Consider the following 16,922-nt stretch of genomic DNA (forward strand, 5'->3'; position numbering starts at 1 on the left):
GGTTATTCTTCGGTTTTGGCAGGGTCGATTTTTACCTTCACCTTGCCGATGCGTCGTTTGTCGAGCTCGAGTACCAGGAAGCTGCAACGGCCGTAGTCGATTTGCTCCTTCACCTTGGGGAAATCCTCCTTGATGTCGAGAATCAGCCCGGCCAGGGTTTCGGCGTCCTCGGCCTTGTCGCCGAACTCGCTCTCGTCGAGTCCCGTGATTTTGTAGAAGTCGTTCAGCAGGGTTTTCCCCTCGAAGATGTAGGTGTTGTCGTCGAGCTTGACGTAGTTCTTCTCCTCCTCGTCGTACTCGTCGCTAATGTCGCCCACAATCTCTTCGAGAATATCTTCCATCGTGACGATACCCGATGTGCCGCCGAATTCGTCGACGACGATGGCCATGTGGATTTTTTTCGTGCGGAACTCCTCCAGCAGGTCGTCGATCATCTTGGTCTCGGGCACGAAGTAGGCCCGGCGCATGAGCTTGCGCCAGTTGAACGAGGCATCCTGCCCGATGTAGGGCAAGAGGTCCTTGCTGTATATGATGCCCTTGATGTCGTCTTCGGTGGTGTCGTAGACGGGCAGCCGCGAGTAGCCGGTCTCGATGACGAGGTCGAGCAGCTCCTTGAAGTCGGTACGTATCTCTACGTCGGTAATGTCGACGCGGGCCGTCATCACCTCCTGCACGGTTTTGCCGCCGAATTTGATGATGCCCTCGAGCATCTCCTTCTCGTCATTCGCCTCGACCTGAGTCATCTCGAGAGCCTGCGAGAGTTCGTTCATCGAGATGTTGGCACTCTTCTTCACCATGTGCTTGTTGACGATGTGGGTCGTGTTGACCAGCAAGTTGGCCAGCGGAGAGAAAATCTTCTCCAGTACCGACAGCCCCCGGCAACTGCGTCGCACCCAGTTGACCGGCTTCTGATTGGCATAGAACTTGGGCATCACCTCGCCGAAGAGCAGCAGCAGGAAGGTGAGCAGAATCGTCTGGAAGATGAAATCCAGTACGTCGCTGTGGAAATGAAGAATATCTGAAAAGAAGAAGTTGCAGAGAATAACGATGGCCACATTGACCAGGTTGTTTGAGATAAGTATCGTAGCCAGCAGATACTCGGGACGGGAAAGCAGCTTTTTGACCAGGGCGTTGGTCGTAGACTCGTCGTTGTCAAACTCGTGAAGCTCTTCGGACGAGAGCGAGAAGTAGGCTATTTCGGAAGCTGAAACAAAAGCAGAGACACACAATAACAATCCTGCCAGGATGATAGCCAGAATGGCACCGCCCGAAGGGGAGGTCACTTCGATGGCAGAGAAAACCGATAAATACGAATCTGGGTCCAAGAAAAATGAGTATTAGTTAAACAATAGGCTTGCCTCTCCCGATGCCGGGTCGGCAACTCCTCGTGCCGGTCTGAACCGGCACGAGGAGCGTAGCCCGTTAATTGCCTGCAAAATTACAACAATCTATCAGAACGGCAAATCGTCGTCGGCACTATTTCCGCCAAGCGGTGCATTTCCCGGGTTGGCCGGAGCCTGGTAGCTTTGCGGTTGAGCCTGAGGCTGTGCGGCCGGAGCCGGTGCTGCGGTTGCCTGGCTGTCGCGACGGCCCAGCAGCTCCATGTTGTCGACATAGATTTCGGTGGTGTAGCGGCGAATCTTGTTCTGGTCTTCCCACGAGCGGGTACGAATCTTTCCCTCGATATAGAGTTGAGTGCCTTTGCGCACATACTTCTCGGCCACTTCGGCCAGGCCGCGCCAGGCCACGATGTTGTGCCACTCGGTTTTATCGGGTATCTGCACCCCGCTTTGGGTGGTATATCCGCGTTCGGTGGTTGCCAGGGTGAAGTTGGCCACGCACACGTTGTTTTCGATGTATCGCACGTCGGGGTCTTTCCCCACGTTACCTATCAGAATGACTTTGTTTACAGACATATTGTTGAGTTGTTGGTGGTATAATCTTTTTCAAAAATAGAGCGTTCACTTGAACTTTATGCCGAACCGCATCCTATCTTCGTGTAACAAAGATAGAGAAAAAAGCGAGCCGATGCAAGTGGCGCTTGAGTTTTCGTGCAGGAGCAATCGACAAAAAAGGACTCCCTTGATTTCAAGGAAGTCCCTCATGTAAAAAAATACAGGAATGTGTCGTTTTTAACGACGGAACGGTTCTTGTTTTGTGATGGAGATCCTCTCTGTCTTGATGTGCGTGTAAAGGCTGCTCGAGCCCCCTTGCGCTCTCACGGCTGCTTTCTGGACTTGAATTTCGATATTCCTATATCGGGCATTCGCCCGAAAACAAGCCGCATGATGTTTCATGCCTTTACAAAGAGTATTCCTGTATTTATGTCCCCTTTTTTAGTTTTGTACTTTTGTTTTTTTGAACCGTGTAACCATACAAAATACAACTCAAAGATAGGACGATAAAAGCAGCCCGGCAACTGTGCGGTAGGTGGCTTTTGAGATAAGAGGCCCGATTGTTGGATAAGAGGTGAAAAATCGGGATTAACAGGTTTGTTTTTAAAAATGGTAAACGTGTCGGAAAAAAGTAGTACCTTTGTTTCTTGCAAAATGGTTGATGCTCGATATTGTCAAAGGGGGGCCCTTTCTACTCTCGTGGATGTGGTAAAATGCTGTCTCCGATTAGGCATAGCCCGCGAATGATTTATACCTTTTGAGCCTTGACTGTTGTTTATAGAATAAGTGATTGACCCATGAAAATAATACAGTTTTGGCGATTGGCCCCTTGGTTTTTGTGCGGGATATTGGTGGGTAGTGGCTGTACCTCTCGACAGTCCGAGACCGTATCGCTCGATGCCATTAACCAGACGATAGCCGATTCGCTGAAGAGACACAATATTTCGTTTGTCGTTCAGGCCATCAACCAGGGAAAACGCGAGGCGCGCGACAGCGACGAGTATTATAACTTTGTGACACAGGATATTGTACGCCATTTCTATACGGGGCGTCCCGACTCGGTATTGCTCAATACCGACAGCGTGCTGCACTATTTGTCGGGGAAACCCTTTTCGGACTTCCGTAACCGATTGATGGTCAAATGTATGCAGGCCAAGGGTATCTATTACACCCAGTTTGTGTTCAATGCCGACTCGATGCTCTTCTATCAGAAAGAGGCCTGTCGCTATGCCGAGCAGGGTGATGAGGAGTCGGAGAAGCTGTTGTGCTATGCCAACTTGGCCGATGCCTACAAGTTTGGAGGCGATTTGTCGATGAGTGCCATGATCTACCGGCAAGCCATTGCTCTGGCCGACTCCATTCAGGCCGATACGGCCAGCTATATTCCGCTGTACAGTGGTTTGGCTGCGACCTATACGACCCTGCGCGATTTTGAGCAAAGTCGAATCTGGTGGGAGAAGTGCGGCCGGTTGTGGCCCCTGATGACGGTTTACGACCGGTTCAACTACTTGAACAGCCTGGGTAACGACTATTTCTATCAAAAGGATTATCCGCAGGCGCTGGAGACCTTTTTGCGGCTCGATACTTTTCTGCTCGACTATCCCGATATGGAGTGGGAGCGCCACTTCTGTCAAGCCAACCTGTCGGACATCTACCTGAAGCTGCATCAGCCCGAGCAGGCTCGCCCGCTCATTGCCGAGAATCTGGCGTTTTTCGGGGCAAGCGGACACAACGAGATGGTGATGTCGCACCTGCGCACCCAGCAGATGGAACTGGCTTTGCAAGATGGCGATTTCGACAAGGTCGGCGAGCTGGTGGCCCGGTATCCCTATCGGGACGAACTGCGGTCGGAGCAGGGTTTGCTGCGGCTCGATTTCCTGCGGCGGTTTTCAGAGGCCCGTCACGACTGGAAGCGGGCATTCGAATACAGTCAGGCCTACACCTCCCTCTCCGATTCGCTGCGCAGCGAGCGGGTGCGCATGAAGATTGCCGAGAACCGCATGCGCTACGAGCGCGATGCCACCATCCTGAATCAATACCTGGTCATCAGCGACAAGGAGGCCCAGTTGATGCGCACCTACGCCCTGCTGGCCGGGGTGACGGTCGTTGTGCTGGTGCTGATTTTTTTCTACTTCTACCGGCGCAAGCGGGTGAAACAGCGGGAGGAGCAGATGATGCGACGCATCGTGACCATGAAGATGGAGAATGCCCGCAACCGCATCACGCCGCACTTCATCTACAATGCCCTCAACCACGAGTTGCTGGCCCGGCAGGAGGGGCGCCCTTCGTCGCTGGGGGTCCTGGTCGACATGCTCCGCCAGGGGCAGTCGCTGGCGAGTGCCTTCATCACGACGCTGCGCGAGGAGCTCGATTTTATCAACCTCTATGTAGCTGTCGAGGGCGAGTCGCTGGGCGAAAATTTTGATTATCAGGTAAAGGTAGCCGATGGAATTGCGCTGGATGCCGTGCAGTTGCCCTCGATGATGGTGCAGATTTTCGTGGAGAATGCCATTAAGCACGGCTTGAAGAAACTGCCCCACGATGCCGCCAAACGGTTGACGCTACAGGTCGACCGCCACGACGGAGCCATCCGCATCGAGGTGCTCAACAACGGGCCGTTGCCCGTCGTGCAGCGTAGCGGCGACAAGGTCCAAGTGGGCTTGCGGGTCGTTGCCCAGATTATTCAGTTGCTCAACACCCGCAACAAGCGGCCGATGAGTTTCGAGTTGAGCGGCTGTCACACTCCCGAGGGTGAAGAGGGGTGTCGAGCCCAGCTGATTATCCCCGACGGCTATAACTTCGATATAAACGATTGATATGGAAAACAGAATTGATACCGTAATCGTCGACGACGACAACCCGTCGATACGGCTCTTGGCCGACCGGCTGAAAGCCTACCCCGATGTGCGGGTGGTAGCTACGGCCGGTAACGGCGAGGAGGGTTGGAATACGGTCTTGAGGTATAAACCCGACCTGCTCTTTCTCGATGTGGAGCTCTCCGACACGTCGGGGCTGGAGTTCCTGTCGTCGCTCGACAGGCACATCGACTGGGATATGAAGGTGGTATTTTATACCTCGTACGAGAAATACCTGTTGCCGGCTCTGCGGTTGCAGGCTTTCGATTATTTGCTCAAGCCGGTGAGCGACAGTGAACTGTCGCTGATTATGGACCGTTACTACCTGTTGCGCGACGAGTCTCGCCGGATGGTTGTCCCGCCTTCGATACCGTCGCCGTCGCCGATGCAGTCGATACTGATTACCACCATTACCAACGACAAGCTCATTGTGCGGGCCGAGAATATCGGCTTTTTCAAATACGATTCGGAGCGCAAGTTGTGGAAGGTAATCCTGAACAATCTGCAGCACTTTATTCTGAAACACCAGACCACGGCCGATACGATTCTGAATTACGCTCCCGAGTTTATCCAGATTCACAAGTCGTATATCATCAATATCAATTACCTGTATATGATTTCGGAGAACAGCTGCACGTTGTTGCCTCCGTTCAACAAGGTGTCGGAGCTCCGGGTGAGCAAGGTCTACAAAAAGAAATTGCTGGACCGGTTTTACGATTTGTAAACCAGCCCAGCAATAGCTCTTCGGAGGGATGTGCCTATTTCGAGGCCTTCAATCCCCGGACGACGGCAGCCGAAAATCCGGCGGCCTCCATTTCGTTAAGTCCTTTGATGGTGATGCCGCCGGGTGTGGTCACGCGGTCTATCTCCACTTCGGGGTGGTTGCCGGTATCGAGCAGCAGTTCGGCAGCCCCTTTGACGGTCTGTTCTACGACCAGTTGGGCATCTTGAGGACGGAATCCCATCTCTATGCCCCCCTCGATGGCAGCCCGTATGTAGCGCATGGCAAAGGCTGTGCCGCAAGAGCAGAGCGCTGTGCCGGCCTCCATGAGGCTCTCGTCGACGAGAAGGCTCTTGCCCAGGCTGTCGAGCATCGTCTTGATGACGTCTACCTGCTCGGGTGTGGCGTTGTAGGGGGTGAAGAGGGTCATGCTCTGCCGGATAGCCACGGCCGTGTTGGGCATCACCCGGAAGATGGCGGGGATGGCATCGCCCGAAGCGAAGAGAGCGGCCAGGCGTTCGATAGTGGCGCCGGCTACAATCGAGACAATCATCTGGCGGGGAAGGTCGAGCTCCTTGCGAATGTCGATGGCCACGCTGTCGAGAACCCAAGGCTTCACGGCCAGGACGATGATGTCGGCATCCTTCACGGCGGCCTTGTTGTCGGTGGTGGTGTGAATCGAGGCAATCTCGCCCTGAATCGTTTCCAGTTTCTCTTTACCCCGGTTGCTCACTGTAATGTCGTCCGGGTTTACGAAAGTGCTTTTGGTCAGTCCGCGGGCTATGGCTCCACCCATATTCCCGCATCCTATAATCGTTATTTTCATGGAAGTATGTTTTTAAGTTTACCGATAAAACAATCGGCTTGTTCTTGCGATAGCGACAGAGGCGGCAGCAATCGTATCACGTTCGTGCCCGAGGCTCCGGTAAATACGTGCTGCTCGAACAGCAGTTTGTGGCGCAGCTCCTTGACGGGCTGGTCGAACTCGAGCCCGATCATCAACCCCTTGCCCCGTACCTCCTTGATTTGAGGAATCTCCCGGAGCCGGTCGATGAGGTATTGCCCCACGCGGGCCGCGTTGTCGACGAGGTGCTCGTCGCGCATCACGTCGAGCACGGTACAGGCAGCGGCGCAGGCCAGGTGGTTGCCGCCGAAGGTGGTGCCCAGCATCCCGTATACGGGGGTGAACTGGGGGCTGATGAGGACTCCCCCGATGGGGAATCCGTTGCCCATGCCCTTGGCCATGGTGATGAGGTCGGGGCGTATGCCGGCATGCTGGTGGGCAAAGAACTTGCCCGTGCGGCCGTAGCCCGACTGTACTTCGTCGACGATGAGCACGACTCCGTGGCGGGTGCAGGCCTCGCGCAGGTCGCGCAGGAACTGCGCGTCGGGTACCTGAATGCCGCCCACGCCCTGTATGCCCTCGATGATGACGGCGCAGACGTCGCCGGCGGCCATCTCCTGCTCGACACGAGCCATGTCGTTGAGGGGGAGGAAAGCCACCTCGAAGGTGTCGTTGATGGGGGCGACGATGCGGGGGTTGTCGGTCACCTTGACTGCGGCCGAGGTACGGCCGTGGAAGGAGTGGGCAAAGGCGATGACCTTCTTCTTGCCGGTGTGGAACGAGGCCAGTTTCAGCGCGTTTTCGTTGGCCTCGGCCCCCGAGTTGATGAGGAAGAGGGCATAGTCGTCATACCCCGACAGGGCGCCCAGCTTGTCGGCCAGTTGCTGTTGCAGGCTGTTGATAACCGAGTTGGAGTAGAAGACGAGCTTCTGGGCCTGCTCGGTAATGCGTTTCACGTAGCAGGGGTGCGAGTGGCCTATGGAGATGACGGCGTGACCACCGTAGAGGTCGAGGTACTCGGTGCCCTGCGTGTCGTAGGTGTAGCACCCTTTCCCGGCTACGATTTCCAGGTCGAACAGCGGATATACGTCAAATAGTTTCATAACAGTTTCCAGCTTAAAAAGCCGAAGGTTTCAACTGCAGCCCCACCCGTTCGTGCAGGCCGAACAGCAGGTTCATGTTGTGTACGGCTTGTCCCGAGGCTCCTTTCAACAGGTTGTCGATGACCGAGACGATGAGCAGTTTGCCGTCGTGCTTCTCGAGATAGAGGAGGCACTTGTTGGTGTTGACCACCTGCTTCAGGTCGGGCATCCGGTCGGTGAGGAAGGTGAAGTTATGATCGTCGTAGTAGGTGTTGTACAGCTCCTTCAGCAGCTCCAGCTCGACGGGGCAGTCGAGGTAGAGCGTGGCAAAGATGCCCCGCGAGAAGTTACCCCTGACGGGGATGAAGTTGATGGGGGCCGAGAAGCTGTTCTGCAACTTCGAGAGGCTCTGCCGTATCTCGGACAGGTGCTGGTGGTTGAACGGCTTGTAGATGGAGATGTTGTCGTTGCGCCAGCTGAAGTGGCTGGTGGGCGAGGGCTTCTGCCCCGCGCCGGTCGAGCCGGTGATGGCGTGCACGTGTATCTCGCTGTTGAGCAGCAGGTTCTTGGCCAGCGGTAGCAGCGCCAGTTGAATGGCCGTGGCGAAGCAACCCGGGTTGGCCACATGCTTGGAGCGGATGATGTACTTGCGGTTCAGCTCGGGCAGCCCGTAGACGAAGTCGTTGTCGGGGGCATCGAGCCGATAGTCGGCCGAGAGGTCGATGATGCGCAGCTCGTCGGGCAGCTTGTGGCTCTCCATGAACTTGCGGGTGTCGCCGTGTGCCGTGCAGAAGAAGAGCAGGTCTATTTCGTCGAAGGGCATCTCGCGGGTAAAGACAAGGTCGGTCTCGCCGAACAGTCCGGTGTGAACGTCGGTCACTCGGTTTCCGGCGTTGCTTTCGCTGTGTACGAACACAATCTCTACATCGGGGTGGTTGATCAACAATCTTATCAATTCGCCGGCGGTATACCCTGCGCCGCCTATAATACCTACTTTAATCATAACGATGGGGTTGACAGTTTTGATTTTCGGACTCTAATCTACGATTTATTTTTTGTTTTTATTTTGTATGGAATAGAAAATTTTCATCTGGTTGCCCAAAATTTTGGTGAAGCCCTTCACATCGTCGGCGCTCCAGGCCTTGTTCACCTCGCCGTATTCGCCGAAGTCCGACTTCATCAGGTCGTAGTCGCTCTCGATGCCCACCAGCACGTAGCGGTAGGGGTGCAACTCGATGATTACGCGGCCGGTGACGTTGTGCTGCGAGCTGTCGAGGAAGGCCTCGATGTCGCGCATGACCGGCTCGAGGTACTGGGCCTCGTGCAGGAACATGCCGTACCACGTGGCTACCTGGTCCTTCCAGTATTGCTGCCACTTGGTGAGGGTATGCTTCTCGAGCATTTTGTGGGCGGCGATGATGAGCATGGGGGCGGCGGCTTCGAATCCTACCCGGCCCTTGATGCCGATGATGGTGTCGCCTATGTGCATGTCGCGGCCTATGGCATAGGGCGAGGCGATGGCTTCGAGGGCCTGTATGGCCTTCACCTTGTCGTCGTAGGCCTGCCCGTCGATGGCGGCAATCTCGCCCTTCACGAAGTCGAGTGTGAGGGTGCGGCTCTGCGTGGCCGTCATCTGCGAGGGGTAGGCCTCCTCGGGCAACGTCTGGTTGCTCTTGAGGGTCTCCTTGCCGCCGATGCTGGTGCCCCACAACCCTTTGTTTATCGAGTATTCCATCTTCTTGAAGTCGGCCGTGTAGCCGTGCTTCTTGAGGTATTCGATTTCGTATTCGCGGGTGAGGGTCATGTCGCGGGTGGGGGTGATGATACCGATTTCGGGGGCCAGAATCTGGAACGTAAGGTCGAACCGCACCTGGTCGTTACCGGCACCGGTGCTGCCGTGGGCCACGTAGTCGGCCCCGATCTCCTTGGCATAGTTGATGATGGCGATGGCCTGGAAAGTACGTTCGGAACTTACCGAGATGGGGTAGGTGCCGTTGCGCAGCACATTCCCGAACACCATGTATTTGATGCTCTTCTGGTAATACTCCTGGGTGATGTCGAGCGTAGCGTGCTTGACGGCGCCCAGTCGGTAGGCTCGCTCTTCGATCGATTTCAACTCTTCGGGACCGAAACCGCCGGTGTTGGCAATGGCGGTATAGACGTCATACCCGCACTCCTGCGACAGGTATTTTACACAAAAGGAGGTGTCGAGACCTCCGCTAAAAGCCAATACTACTTTCTTGTTAGCCATGATATGCAGTTATTTTTGAGGTTGGTTGTCGTTGTTTTCGTGTTCGTGGGGGTCGTAGAGCATGCCGGTGCAGAGGCACATGCGGCGGTTGTTGCGCTGCAGAATGTCGAAGTTGACGCAGCTCTCGCACCCTTTCCAGAAGGCGGGGTCGTCGGTGAGCGAGGCAAATGCCACGGGGCGGTAGCCCAGTTCGTTGTTGATTTTCATCACGGCCTCGCCGGTGGTGAGTCCGAATATTTTGGCTTCGGGGAATCGCTCACGCGACAGCTCGAAGGCTTTGCGTTTGATGCGTTTGGCCAGGCCGTGACCGCGATAGGCGTCGACGACGATGAGGCCCGAGTTGGCCACGAATTGCTTGTTGCTCCAGCTCTCGATGTAGCAGAAGCCGGCAAACTTGTCGCCGTCGAGCGCGATGATGGCCTTGCGCTCGAGCATCTTCTGTTTTACATATTCGGGAGACCGTTTGGCAATACCGGTTCCTCTTATCTTGGCTGCTTTCTCGATGGTGTCGAGGATGGTGTCGACGTAGGGGATATGTCTTTCGTCGGCAACGATGACTTTGATTTCTTCTTCCATAATGTGTTTGTCCTCTTCTCCTTAAGAGGGGGTTATAGCGTCGTAGAATTTGTGTGGTTACTTGTGCAGGTCGGGCATGAAGGGCGAGAGCGCCAACATGGCTTGCTGGTGGTTGATGTTCTCTTCGAGAATCACCAGCACCGTGTCGTCACCGGCGATGGTGCCCAGCACTTCGGGCGGCGTGTTGCTGTCGATGTCGTAGGCCAGACTGCCGGCATATCCGGGGCGGGTCTTGATGACTGCCAGGTTGCCCGAGAAGTTGATGGAGATGAAGCTCCCCGAGACTGGACGTCCGGAGTTGTCGGCCAGCTTCTCCTGCATGAGTTTCCCTACGCTCCCGATTTCGGGCATGATGTAGACGTAGGAGCCGTCACTGCCGGGAACCTTGGCGATGCGCAGTTGCTTCAAGTCGCGCGAGAGGGTGGCTTGGGTCAGGTCGAAGCCCGATTCATGCAGACGTTGCAGAATTTCGTCCTGGCTTTTTACCCTCGAGTGGATGATGATTTCTCGTATTGCTTGTAGACGAGCAGCTTTATTTTTCATAATGCGAATTTTACTGTTGAATAATTATGCGACAAATATAACTAAAAAATAGAATAATGGAATAAAATTTGTATATTTTTTACAGTATAGGGCGAAATTTAAACTCTAACTGCATGCTTATGCAATAAAACAGCCTTTGAGCCTGCCGGTCGGTCGGGTGTGGCTCGGATGTGGGGAGAAGAGGAGAAATTTTTTCGACGCTATAACCCCCTCCCTTGCACCTTTGCCTCCCGTGAGTTGTCCGGGCTGTGTCTTGCAAAAGGGTGCGCTCGATTGGAGAACCGGAACGCACCCTTGTATTGCCTGTTAGAGTAGGGGTTTCACCCCCTGCTGTAATTTACAGGTTCAATATCGAGGCAAACTCGGGTGCGGTGCCGACGGCCGAGCAGTCGGTCGAGCAGGGTACGATGGTGGCGTAGCCGCGGTCGAGCCAATACTCGTCGGTATCGGTGGCATCGGGTTCGTTGTTTTTGAAGGTGCCGGTGAGCCAGAAGTATTCCCGGCCGTGCGGGTCGACGCGGCAGTCATACTCTTCGGTCCAGTATCCCTGGGCGGCCCGGCACAGCTTCACGCCGTTGAGTTGCGGACGGTTGGGTATGTTCACGTTGAGCCCGATACCCTGCGGCCATTGCTTGGCGGCGAGTGCCTTCCGGCAGATGTCGACCACGAGGTCGCGGCACGGTGCAAAGTCGGCATCGGCCTTGTGGTTGCAGAGTGAGAAACCTATGGAGGGGATGTGCAGCAGCGCTCCCTCGAACACGGCACCCATGGTGCCCGAGTAGACCACGCTTACGCCCGAGTTGGAGCCGTGGTTGATGCCCGAGACGATGAGGTCGGGGCGACGGTCGAACAGAATATTCATCGACAGTTTTATGCAGTCGACGGGCGTACCGTTGGTGCTGATCTGGCAGAAGCCCTCCTGCTCGTCGATTACCTTCATGCGCAGGGGCACGGTGACCGTGATGGCCGAGCTCTGTCCCGAGCGGGGGCCGTCGGGGGCCACCACTACGATGTCGCCCAGCGGTTTCAGAAATTGGGCGACCTGCTGCAATCCCCTGGCCTGGATGCCGTCATCGTTAGTGATGAGGATGAGCGGTCGCTGAGAATGAATTATTTTTTTCATATCATGCGGAAATCTGTTTAATGATGCAAAAGTAATGAATAAAAATCTTAATCTTTTATATTTTAACGGATAATATGGAGTCCTAAAATAGGTAAAAGAGGCGGCCGTTTCTGGTGGAAGTCTCTGAAAAAAAGTGTATCTTTACGCAGAAAAACAGCGAAGTGGCTGTTGTGTTTATCAACAAAAGGGGCCACTTATCAACAATTGGACTATTTTCGAGTACACCAGAGTGCGTAATGTGGATGAAAAGATATTCCTTTGTATAGTGAAAAAATAACAGTATGGGTAAAATTATCGCTATTGCAAATCAAAAAGGGGGCGTCGGGAAGACGACGACTTCGATCAATTTGGCTACCTCTCTGGCTGTTTTGGAAAAGAAGGTTTTGCTCCTCGATGCCGATCCTCAGGCCAATGCCTCGTCGGGTCTGGGCATAGACCCGCAACAGGTGAAATCGTCGATCTACGAGTGTCTGGTAGGACAGGCCTCGATTAAGGATTCGGTGGTAGATACCTGTGTCGACGGGCTTAACCTGGTAGCTTCGCATATCGACTTGGTGGGTGCCGAGCTGGAACTGATGAATATGAGAAACCGCGAACGGGTGTTGGCGCAGGCGCTCAACGAAGTGCGCGACGACTACGACTACATATTGATCGACTGCTCGCCCTCGTTGGGACTGATTACGGTCAATGCCCTCACCGCGGCCGATTCTGTTATTATCCCCGTACAGGCCGAATATTTCGCGCTGGAGGGGATTAGCAAATTGTTGAATACGATTAAGATAATCAAATCGAAACTGAACCCGAAGCTCGAAATCGAGGGCTTTCTGCTCACGATGTACGACTCGCGTTTGAGACTGGCCAACCAGATTTACGAAGAGCTGAAAGGCCACTTCGGCAGTCTGGTGTTCAATACGGTAATCCAACGGAACATCCGTTTGAGCGAGGCCCCCAGTCACGGCCTGCCGGCGTTGCTCTACGACTGCGAGTCGCGGGGTAGCGTCAACCACATGGAGCTGGCCAAAGAGTTGATTACCAAGAATCGATAGATAGTAGAAAAGAAGGAGAACAAAGATATGTCAGCACCTAAAAGAAGTGCATTGGGTAGAGGACTGGATGCCCTGATTTCGATGGACAACATCGTTACCAGCGGTACCTCCTCGATTCATGAAGTAGAGTTGTCGCGGATTGTGCCCAACCCCGACCAGCCCCGGCGCGAGTTTGACCAGGAGGCGCTCGAGGAGTTGGCGGCTTCGATTCGCGAGTTGGGCATCATACAGCCCATTTCGCTCCGACAGTTGGAGGGCGGCGACTACCAGATAATTGCCGGTGAACGCCGTTACCGCGCTGCCCAGATGGCCGGGCTTGACACGATTCCCGCCTATGTGCGTACGGCCGAGGACGAGACCCTCATGGAGATGGCTCTCATCGAGAACATCCAGCGCGAAGACTTGAACGCGATTGAAATCGCCCTGGCCTTCCAGAAGCTCATCGAGCTCTATCAGCTCACGCAAGAGAAGCTGAGCGAGCGGGTGGGCAAGAAACGGACCACCATAGCCAACTACCTGCGGCTGTTGAAACTCCCGGCCGAGGTACAGATAGGCCTGCGCGACAAGCGCATCGACATGGGTCACGCCCGGGCTCTGCTCTCGGTCTCCGACCCGGCCCTGCAGCTCGAGCTCTACGAGCGCATCCTCTCCGACGGGTTGAGCGTGCGCAACGTCGAGGAGTTGGCCAAGACCCTTGCGGCCGGTGGCGAACGTGCCCGCAAGAAGGCACAGAAGAAGGTGATGATGCGGCAGGAGTACAACGTGCTCAAATCGCATCTCTCCGACTTCTTCCAAGCCAAAGTGCAGTTTAGCTGCGACGAGAAAGGAAAAGGAAAAATATCGATCCCGTTTAAGAACGAGGAAGACTTAGAACGAATTATCGGTTTGTTCGATAAATTGAAATAGAGTTTTGAGACTATCGGGTAACATGGGCTGGAAAAGAGCCTCGATACTGGTGTGGATAATAGGGTGGTGGAGCTTGACGTCGTTGGGCGCGGTTCCCGAATTGTCGCGGCCTGTTACCGGCGGACGGCTCGTCCCGGGTGCAGCCCGTCAGGCCCAGGGGGCCAAGAGCCTCCCGGCCGATTCGATACGGGCCGTCGAGCCGCAAGTGGTGGCCGACTCGGTGTCGGTGGCCTCGGGCGACAGCATAGGCGCGCTGCTGCAAGACTCGGTACCCCTGATGATTACCGACTCGCTGGGGCAGATTGCCCTGGCCGATACCGCCCAGCTGAAATCGACCCACCGCAAGTCGTGGCGTCCCGCCTCGTTCAACCCCGACCCCATGCGGGCGGTGTGGCTGTCGGCCCTCTTCCCGGGACTGGGGCAGATTTACAACCGCCGCTACTGGAAACTGCCTATCGTCGTGGGCGGTTATGTGGGGCTCTTCTATGCGACGACCTGGAACAGCAACATGTTGGCCGACTACCAGCGGGCCTATCTCGATATCATGGACAGCGACCCCACGACCAACAGCTATATGGACTTTTTCTCCTCGGCTTACAAGGAGGAGGATATAGACAAGGATTGGCTCACCAGCGTGCTGAAGCAGCGCAAGGACTACTACCGGCAGTATCGCGACCTCTGTATCATCTGCATGATCGGGCTCTATGCCATCTGTATGATCGATGCCTATGTCGATGCCCAGTTGTATCACTTCGACGTGAGCCCCGACATATCGATGCAGTGGCAGCCGGCCGTGATACCCACCGGCCGATCGGCATTGCCGGCGGTGGGTGTGCAGTGTGCGATTACGTTTTAATGAATTGGAATAAAGAGAAAGAGGATAATGAAGAGGATAGGATTTATTTTAGCAGGTTTGGGGCTTTCGTTGTGTAGCTTCGCCCAGGGGGTGGAGCTCGACGAGGAGTATATCGAGTTGGATACGACCGAGGTGGCCTTGCCCGACTCGATGGAGATATTGGTCTCTGACAGTACCGAAGTGTATCCCGAGAGTATGGAGGCCGATTTGAATACACTGCTGATCAACTGGTACATGCAGCAGTATGCCGTGGTCGACAATTCGTGCCTGGAAAACAGCGTGAATATCGATTATCCCGACTCGGTCTATATCCGCAAGCTGTCGCAACTGCCCACGGTTATCGAGATGCCCTACAACAGCGTGGTGCGTCGCTATATCGACATGTATGTGCAACGACGTCGTGCCCTGGTGGAGAACCTGCTGGGTCTGAGTACCTACTACATGCCTATCTTCGAGGAGGCTCTCGAGCGTGAAGGGCTCCCGCTCGAACTGAAATATCTGCCCATCATCGAGTCGGCACTGCGACCCGATGCCACTTCGCGTGCGGGTGCCGCCGGCTTGTGGCAGTTCATGGTGAAGACCGGCAAGAGCATGGGACTCGAGGTGAACAGCCTGGTCGACGAGCGCCGCGATCCCATCAAGTCGTCGGCCATGGCGGCCCGCTACCTCAAAGACCTCTACGGCATCTATCACGACTGGGCATTGGCTATAGCCTCGTACAACTGCGGCCCCGGCAATGTGAGCAAGGCCATCCGTCGCTCGGGCGGCAAGACCGACTATTGGGAGATTTATCCTTACCTGCCTCGCGAGACGAGGGGATACGTGCCGGCCTTCATTGCCGTCAACTATGTGATGAACTATTACAACGACCACAATATTTGTCCCGTGCTTACACGTCGGCCCCTCCTGACCGATACGGTGCAGGTGACTCGCCGGGTGCACCTCAAGCAAATATCCGATGTGCTGCAAATCCCGATCGAGGAGATTCGCAGCCTCAATCCCCAGTACCGCCGCGACATTATCCCGGGCAACATTCGCCCCTATGCACTCATCTTGCCTTCGCAGCAGGTCTATGCCTATATCGAGGCACAGGACGATATTTTTGCCCATGATGCCGAGCTGTATGCGCAGCGCACTTCGGTCGAGCCGGCCGGTATTGCCCCCGGCACGATGGTCTATCACAAGGTGCGCAAGGGTGAGACTCTCTCGAAGATAGCTCAGAAGTATGGCGTATCGGTGAGCAATCTGCGGGCCTGGAACAACCTGAGCAAGAGCTCCTATCTGCGTATCGGGCAGCGATTGGCCGTGAGCAGCAAGGGGGCGAAGAAGAGCAGCAGTACGGCTGTAGCAGCTTCGTCGGCCAAAAGTAAAAGCGGTTCTTCGGCGTCGAAGTATCACACGGTGCGCAAAGGCGAAAGTCTGTGGACCATCTCCCAAAAGTATAAAGGCATTTCGGCCGAAGACATTAAGCGCGAAAACAATCTGAAAGGCAATGCCATCCGGCCGGGACAGCGGCTGAAGATTCCGGCAGCCTGATCAGGACCGATTATTCAATCTCCATCGAAAGGGGTATCGTCGTCGATCTCCTCGAGGTCGATAATGGCATCGAGGATGAGACTTTGGTCTATTTGAGCAAAGTAGATACGGCGGGCTCCCATGTACCGTTTTGCATAATAGGGCGACGAGCTCCAATCCTCGCGTATACCCTGCGAGGTAGAGGCATGTATGAACTTGAATCGCCCGTCGGGGTAGACTTCGGTTACCAGTCCTACGTGTCCCACCCTTGCCCGGCGGCTGTTACTCCCCTTGAAAAATACCAGGTCGCCCCGGCGTATCTGTTCGTCGGCTACCGAGATGCCCTGCAGAAACTGCGAAGCCGAACTGGCGTTGAGCGGGTAGGAAAAGTGGTTGAAGACATATTGCATGAATCCCGAGCAGTCGAATCGATTGGGTCCCTTTCCACCCCGGCGGTAGGGGGTGCCGGTATATTTGCGGGCATAGACGATGAGGCTGTCGATTTGTTTGTCGACCAGAGTTTGAGGCAGAGGTACCGACAGTGGCTTCATCAGCGAGTCGGGTATGTTTACGGCGGTATTGGTATCGCGAGGGGTTGCAGCGGTACGGCTTTTTTTAGGAGCAGCTCCGGCCGACAGAAGACAAGTTGCGGTCAGAAATACGATGGCTGCGTGACGATAAGTAATACAAATCCTCTTCATAATCTTTC

Annotated in this window: 16 protein-coding genes; 6 read left to right on the forward strand and 10 right to left on the reverse strand. The window is 55.0% G+C overall.

The features are described from left to right. Nucleotides 1-2 precede the first annotated feature (2 nt). On the reverse strand, nucleotides 3-1,325 hold the full coding sequence (gene gldE / locus Q1K76_RS04665; protein WP_087409284.1) for a gliding motility-associated protein GldE: 1,323 nt from the start codon (nucleotides 1,323-1,325) through the stop codon (nucleotides 3-5). Nucleotides 1,326-1,451: 126 nt separating this feature from the next. Beyond that, nucleotides 1,452-1,916 carry a single-stranded DNA-binding protein gene (gene ssb, locus Q1K76_RS04670; RefSeq protein ID WP_087409285.1) on the reverse strand — a complete coding sequence of 155 codons (465 nt, stop codon included), beginning with the start codon at nucleotides 1,914-1,916 and terminating at the stop codon, nucleotides 1,452-1,454. A 776-nt stretch (nucleotides 1,917-2,692) separates the two neighbouring features. On the opposite strand from ssb, the gene Q1K76_RS04675 reads away from it, so the two are divergent. Together Q1K76_RS04675 and Q1K76_RS04680 are read left to right on the forward strand one after the other, a co-directional pair. Continuing rightward, nucleotides 2,693-4,711 (forward strand): histidine kinase, encoded by a 2,019-nt coding sequence (locus tag Q1K76_RS04675; RefSeq protein ID WP_300131400.1) that lies wholly within the window; start codon nucleotides 2,693-2,695, stop codon nucleotides 4,709-4,711. 1 nt (nucleotide 4,712) lies between these two features. Further along, complete coding sequence (locus Q1K76_RS04680) at nucleotides 4,713-5,474, forward strand: LytTR family DNA-binding domain-containing protein (protein WP_087409288.1); 762 nt, start codon at nucleotides 4,713-4,715, stop codon at nucleotides 5,472-5,474. A 34-nt stretch (nucleotides 5,475-5,508) separates the two neighbouring features. Here Q1K76_RS04680 and proC read toward each other — a convergent pair whose 3' ends face one another. The 7 genes from proC to surE all read right to left on the reverse strand — a co-directional run bounded on the left by proC (nucleotide 5,509) and on the right by surE (nucleotide 11,890). Continuing rightward, nucleotides 5,509-6,297, reverse strand: a complete 789-nt coding sequence (gene proC / locus Q1K76_RS04685; RefSeq protein WP_087409289.1) for a pyrroline-5-carboxylate reductase — start codon at nucleotides 6,295-6,297, stop codon at nucleotides 5,509-5,511. Next, a complete protein-coding gene (locus Q1K76_RS04690; RefSeq protein WP_300131402.1) occupies nucleotides 6,294-7,418 on the reverse strand; it encodes an aminotransferase class III-fold pyridoxal phosphate-dependent enzyme in 1,125 nt (374 codons plus the stop codon). Before Q1K76_RS04690 ends, proC begins: the two co-directional genes overlap by 4 nt. Nucleotides 7,419-7,431: 13 nt before the next feature. Beyond that, complete coding sequence (argC, locus tag Q1K76_RS04695) at nucleotides 7,432-8,400, reverse strand: N-acetyl-gamma-glutamyl-phosphate reductase (protein ID WP_087409291.1); 969 nt, start codon at nucleotides 8,398-8,400, stop codon at nucleotides 7,432-7,434. A gap of 45 nt (nucleotides 8,401-8,445) precedes the next feature. Then, nucleotides 8,446-9,648 carry an argininosuccinate synthase domain-containing protein gene (locus Q1K76_RS04700; RefSeq protein ID WP_087409292.1) on the reverse strand — a complete coding sequence of 401 codons (1,203 nt, stop codon included), beginning with the start codon at nucleotides 9,646-9,648 and terminating at the stop codon, nucleotides 8,446-8,448. A gap of 9 nt (nucleotides 9,649-9,657) precedes the next feature. Beyond that, entirely contained in the window at nucleotides 9,658-10,224 is a 567-nt protein-coding gene (locus Q1K76_RS04705; protein ID WP_087409293.1) for a GNAT family N-acetyltransferase, read from the reverse strand. A 57-nt stretch (nucleotides 10,225-10,281) separates the two neighbouring features. Next, on the reverse strand, nucleotides 10,282-10,767 hold the full coding sequence (locus Q1K76_RS04710) for an ArgR family transcriptional regulator (protein ID WP_300131406.1): 486 nt from the start codon (nucleotides 10,765-10,767) through the stop codon (nucleotides 10,282-10,284). A 337-nt stretch (nucleotides 10,768-11,104) separates the two neighbouring features. Next, nucleotides 11,105-11,890 carry a 5'/3'-nucleotidase SurE gene (surE, locus tag Q1K76_RS04715; RefSeq protein ID WP_087409295.1) on the reverse strand — a complete coding sequence of 262 codons (786 nt, stop codon included), beginning with the start codon at nucleotides 11,888-11,890 and terminating at the stop codon, nucleotides 11,105-11,107. Between the two features lie 281 nt (nucleotides 11,891-12,171). On the opposite strand from surE, the gene Q1K76_RS04720 reads away from it, so the two are divergent. The 4 genes from Q1K76_RS04720 to Q1K76_RS04735 are packed head-to-tail and all read left to right on the forward strand — an operon-like array spanning nucleotide 12,172 to nucleotide 16,234. Beyond that, on the forward strand, nucleotides 12,172-12,936 hold the full coding sequence (locus Q1K76_RS04720) for an AAA family ATPase (RefSeq protein WP_087409296.1): 765 nt from the start codon (nucleotides 12,172-12,174) through the stop codon (nucleotides 12,934-12,936). A gap of 27 nt (nucleotides 12,937-12,963) precedes the next feature. Beyond that, entirely contained in the window at nucleotides 12,964-13,842 is an 879-nt protein-coding gene (locus tag Q1K76_RS04725) for a ParB/RepB/Spo0J family partition protein (RefSeq protein WP_087409297.1), read from the forward strand. 22 nt (nucleotides 13,843-13,864) lie between these two features. After that, nucleotides 13,865-14,698 carry a DUF5683 domain-containing protein gene (locus Q1K76_RS04730; protein WP_298663101.1) on the forward strand — a complete coding sequence of 278 codons (834 nt, stop codon included), beginning with the start codon at nucleotides 13,865-13,867 and terminating at the stop codon, nucleotides 14,696-14,698. Nucleotides 14,699-14,725: 27 nt separating this feature from the next. Beyond that, nucleotides 14,726-16,234 carry a lytic transglycosylase domain-containing protein gene (locus Q1K76_RS04735; protein ID WP_300131409.1) on the forward strand — a complete coding sequence of 503 codons (1,509 nt, stop codon included), beginning with the start codon at nucleotides 14,726-14,728 and terminating at the stop codon, nucleotides 16,232-16,234. 14 nt (nucleotides 16,235-16,248) lie between these two features. Here the strand turns inward: Q1K76_RS04735 and Q1K76_RS04740 are convergent, their stop codons facing one another. Continuing rightward, nucleotides 16,249-16,914 carry a C40 family peptidase gene (locus Q1K76_RS04740; protein ID WP_300131412.1) on the reverse strand — a complete coding sequence of 222 codons (666 nt, stop codon included), beginning with the start codon at nucleotides 16,912-16,914 and terminating at the stop codon, nucleotides 16,249-16,251. Between the last annotated feature and the right edge of the window lie 8 nt (nucleotides 16,915-16,922).

The organism is uncultured Barnesiella sp., from assembly GCF_946496565.1.
Classification (GTDB): domain Bacteria; phylum Bacteroidota; class Bacteroidia; order Bacteroidales; family Barnesiellaceae; genus Barnesiella; species Barnesiella merdigallinarum.

What these genes read in the sequence shown, in the direction of transcription:
- Q1K76_RS04720 (WP_087409296.1), top strand. Translation starts at nt 12,172, where the DNA reads ATGGGTAAAATTATCGCTATTGCAAATCAAAAAGGGGGCGTCGGGAAG.
- Q1K76_RS04680 (WP_087409288.1), top strand. Translation starts at nt 4,713, where the DNA reads ATGGAAAACAGAATTGATACCGTAATCGTCGACGACGACAACCCGTCG.
- Q1K76_RS04710 (WP_300131406.1), bottom strand. Translation starts at nt 10,767, where the DNA reads ATGAAAAATAAAGCTGCTCGTCTACAAGCAATACGAGAAATCATCATC.
- Q1K76_RS04730 (WP_298663101.1), top strand. Translation starts at nt 13,865, where the DNA reads ATGGGCTGGAAAAGAGCCTCGATACTGGTGTGGATAATAGGGTGGTGG.
- proC (WP_087409289.1), bottom strand. Translation starts at nt 6,297, where the DNA reads ATGAAAATAACGATTATAGGATGCGGGAATATGGGTGGAGCCATAGCC.
- ssb (WP_087409285.1), bottom strand. Translation starts at nt 1,916, where the DNA reads ATGTCTGTAAACAAAGTCATTCTGATAGGTAACGTGGGGAAAGACCCC.
- Q1K76_RS04740 (WP_300131412.1), bottom strand. Translation starts at nt 16,914, where the DNA reads ATGAAGAGGATTTGTATTACTTATCGTCACGCAGCCATCGTATTTCTG.
- Q1K76_RS04700 (WP_087409292.1), bottom strand. Translation starts at nt 9,648, where the DNA reads ATGGCTAACAAGAAAGTAGTATTGGCTTTTAGCGGAGGTCTCGACACC.
- Q1K76_RS04690 (WP_300131402.1), bottom strand. Translation starts at nt 7,418, where the DNA reads ATGAAACTATTTGACGTATATCCGCTGTTCGACCTGGAAATCGTAGCC.
- argC (WP_087409291.1), bottom strand. Translation starts at nt 8,400, where the DNA reads ATGATTAAAGTAGGTATTATAGGCGGCGCAGGGTATACCGCCGGCGAA.
- Q1K76_RS04675 (WP_300131400.1), top strand. Translation starts at nt 2,693, where the DNA reads ATGAAAATAATACAGTTTTGGCGATTGGCCCCTTGGTTTTTGTGCGGG.
- Q1K76_RS04725 (WP_087409297.1), top strand. Translation starts at nt 12,964, where the DNA reads ATGTCAGCACCTAAAAGAAGTGCATTGGGTAGAGGACTGGATGCCCTG.
- Q1K76_RS04705 (WP_087409293.1), bottom strand. Translation starts at nt 10,224, where the DNA reads ATGGAAGAAGAAATCAAAGTCATCGTTGCCGACGAAAGACATATCCCC.
- surE (WP_087409295.1), bottom strand. Translation starts at nt 11,890, where the DNA reads ATGAAAAAAATAATTCATTCTCAGCGACCGCTCATCCTCATCACTAAC.
- Q1K76_RS04735 (WP_300131409.1), top strand. Translation starts at nt 14,726, where the DNA reads ATGAAGAGGATAGGATTTATTTTAGCAGGTTTGGGGCTTTCGTTGTGT.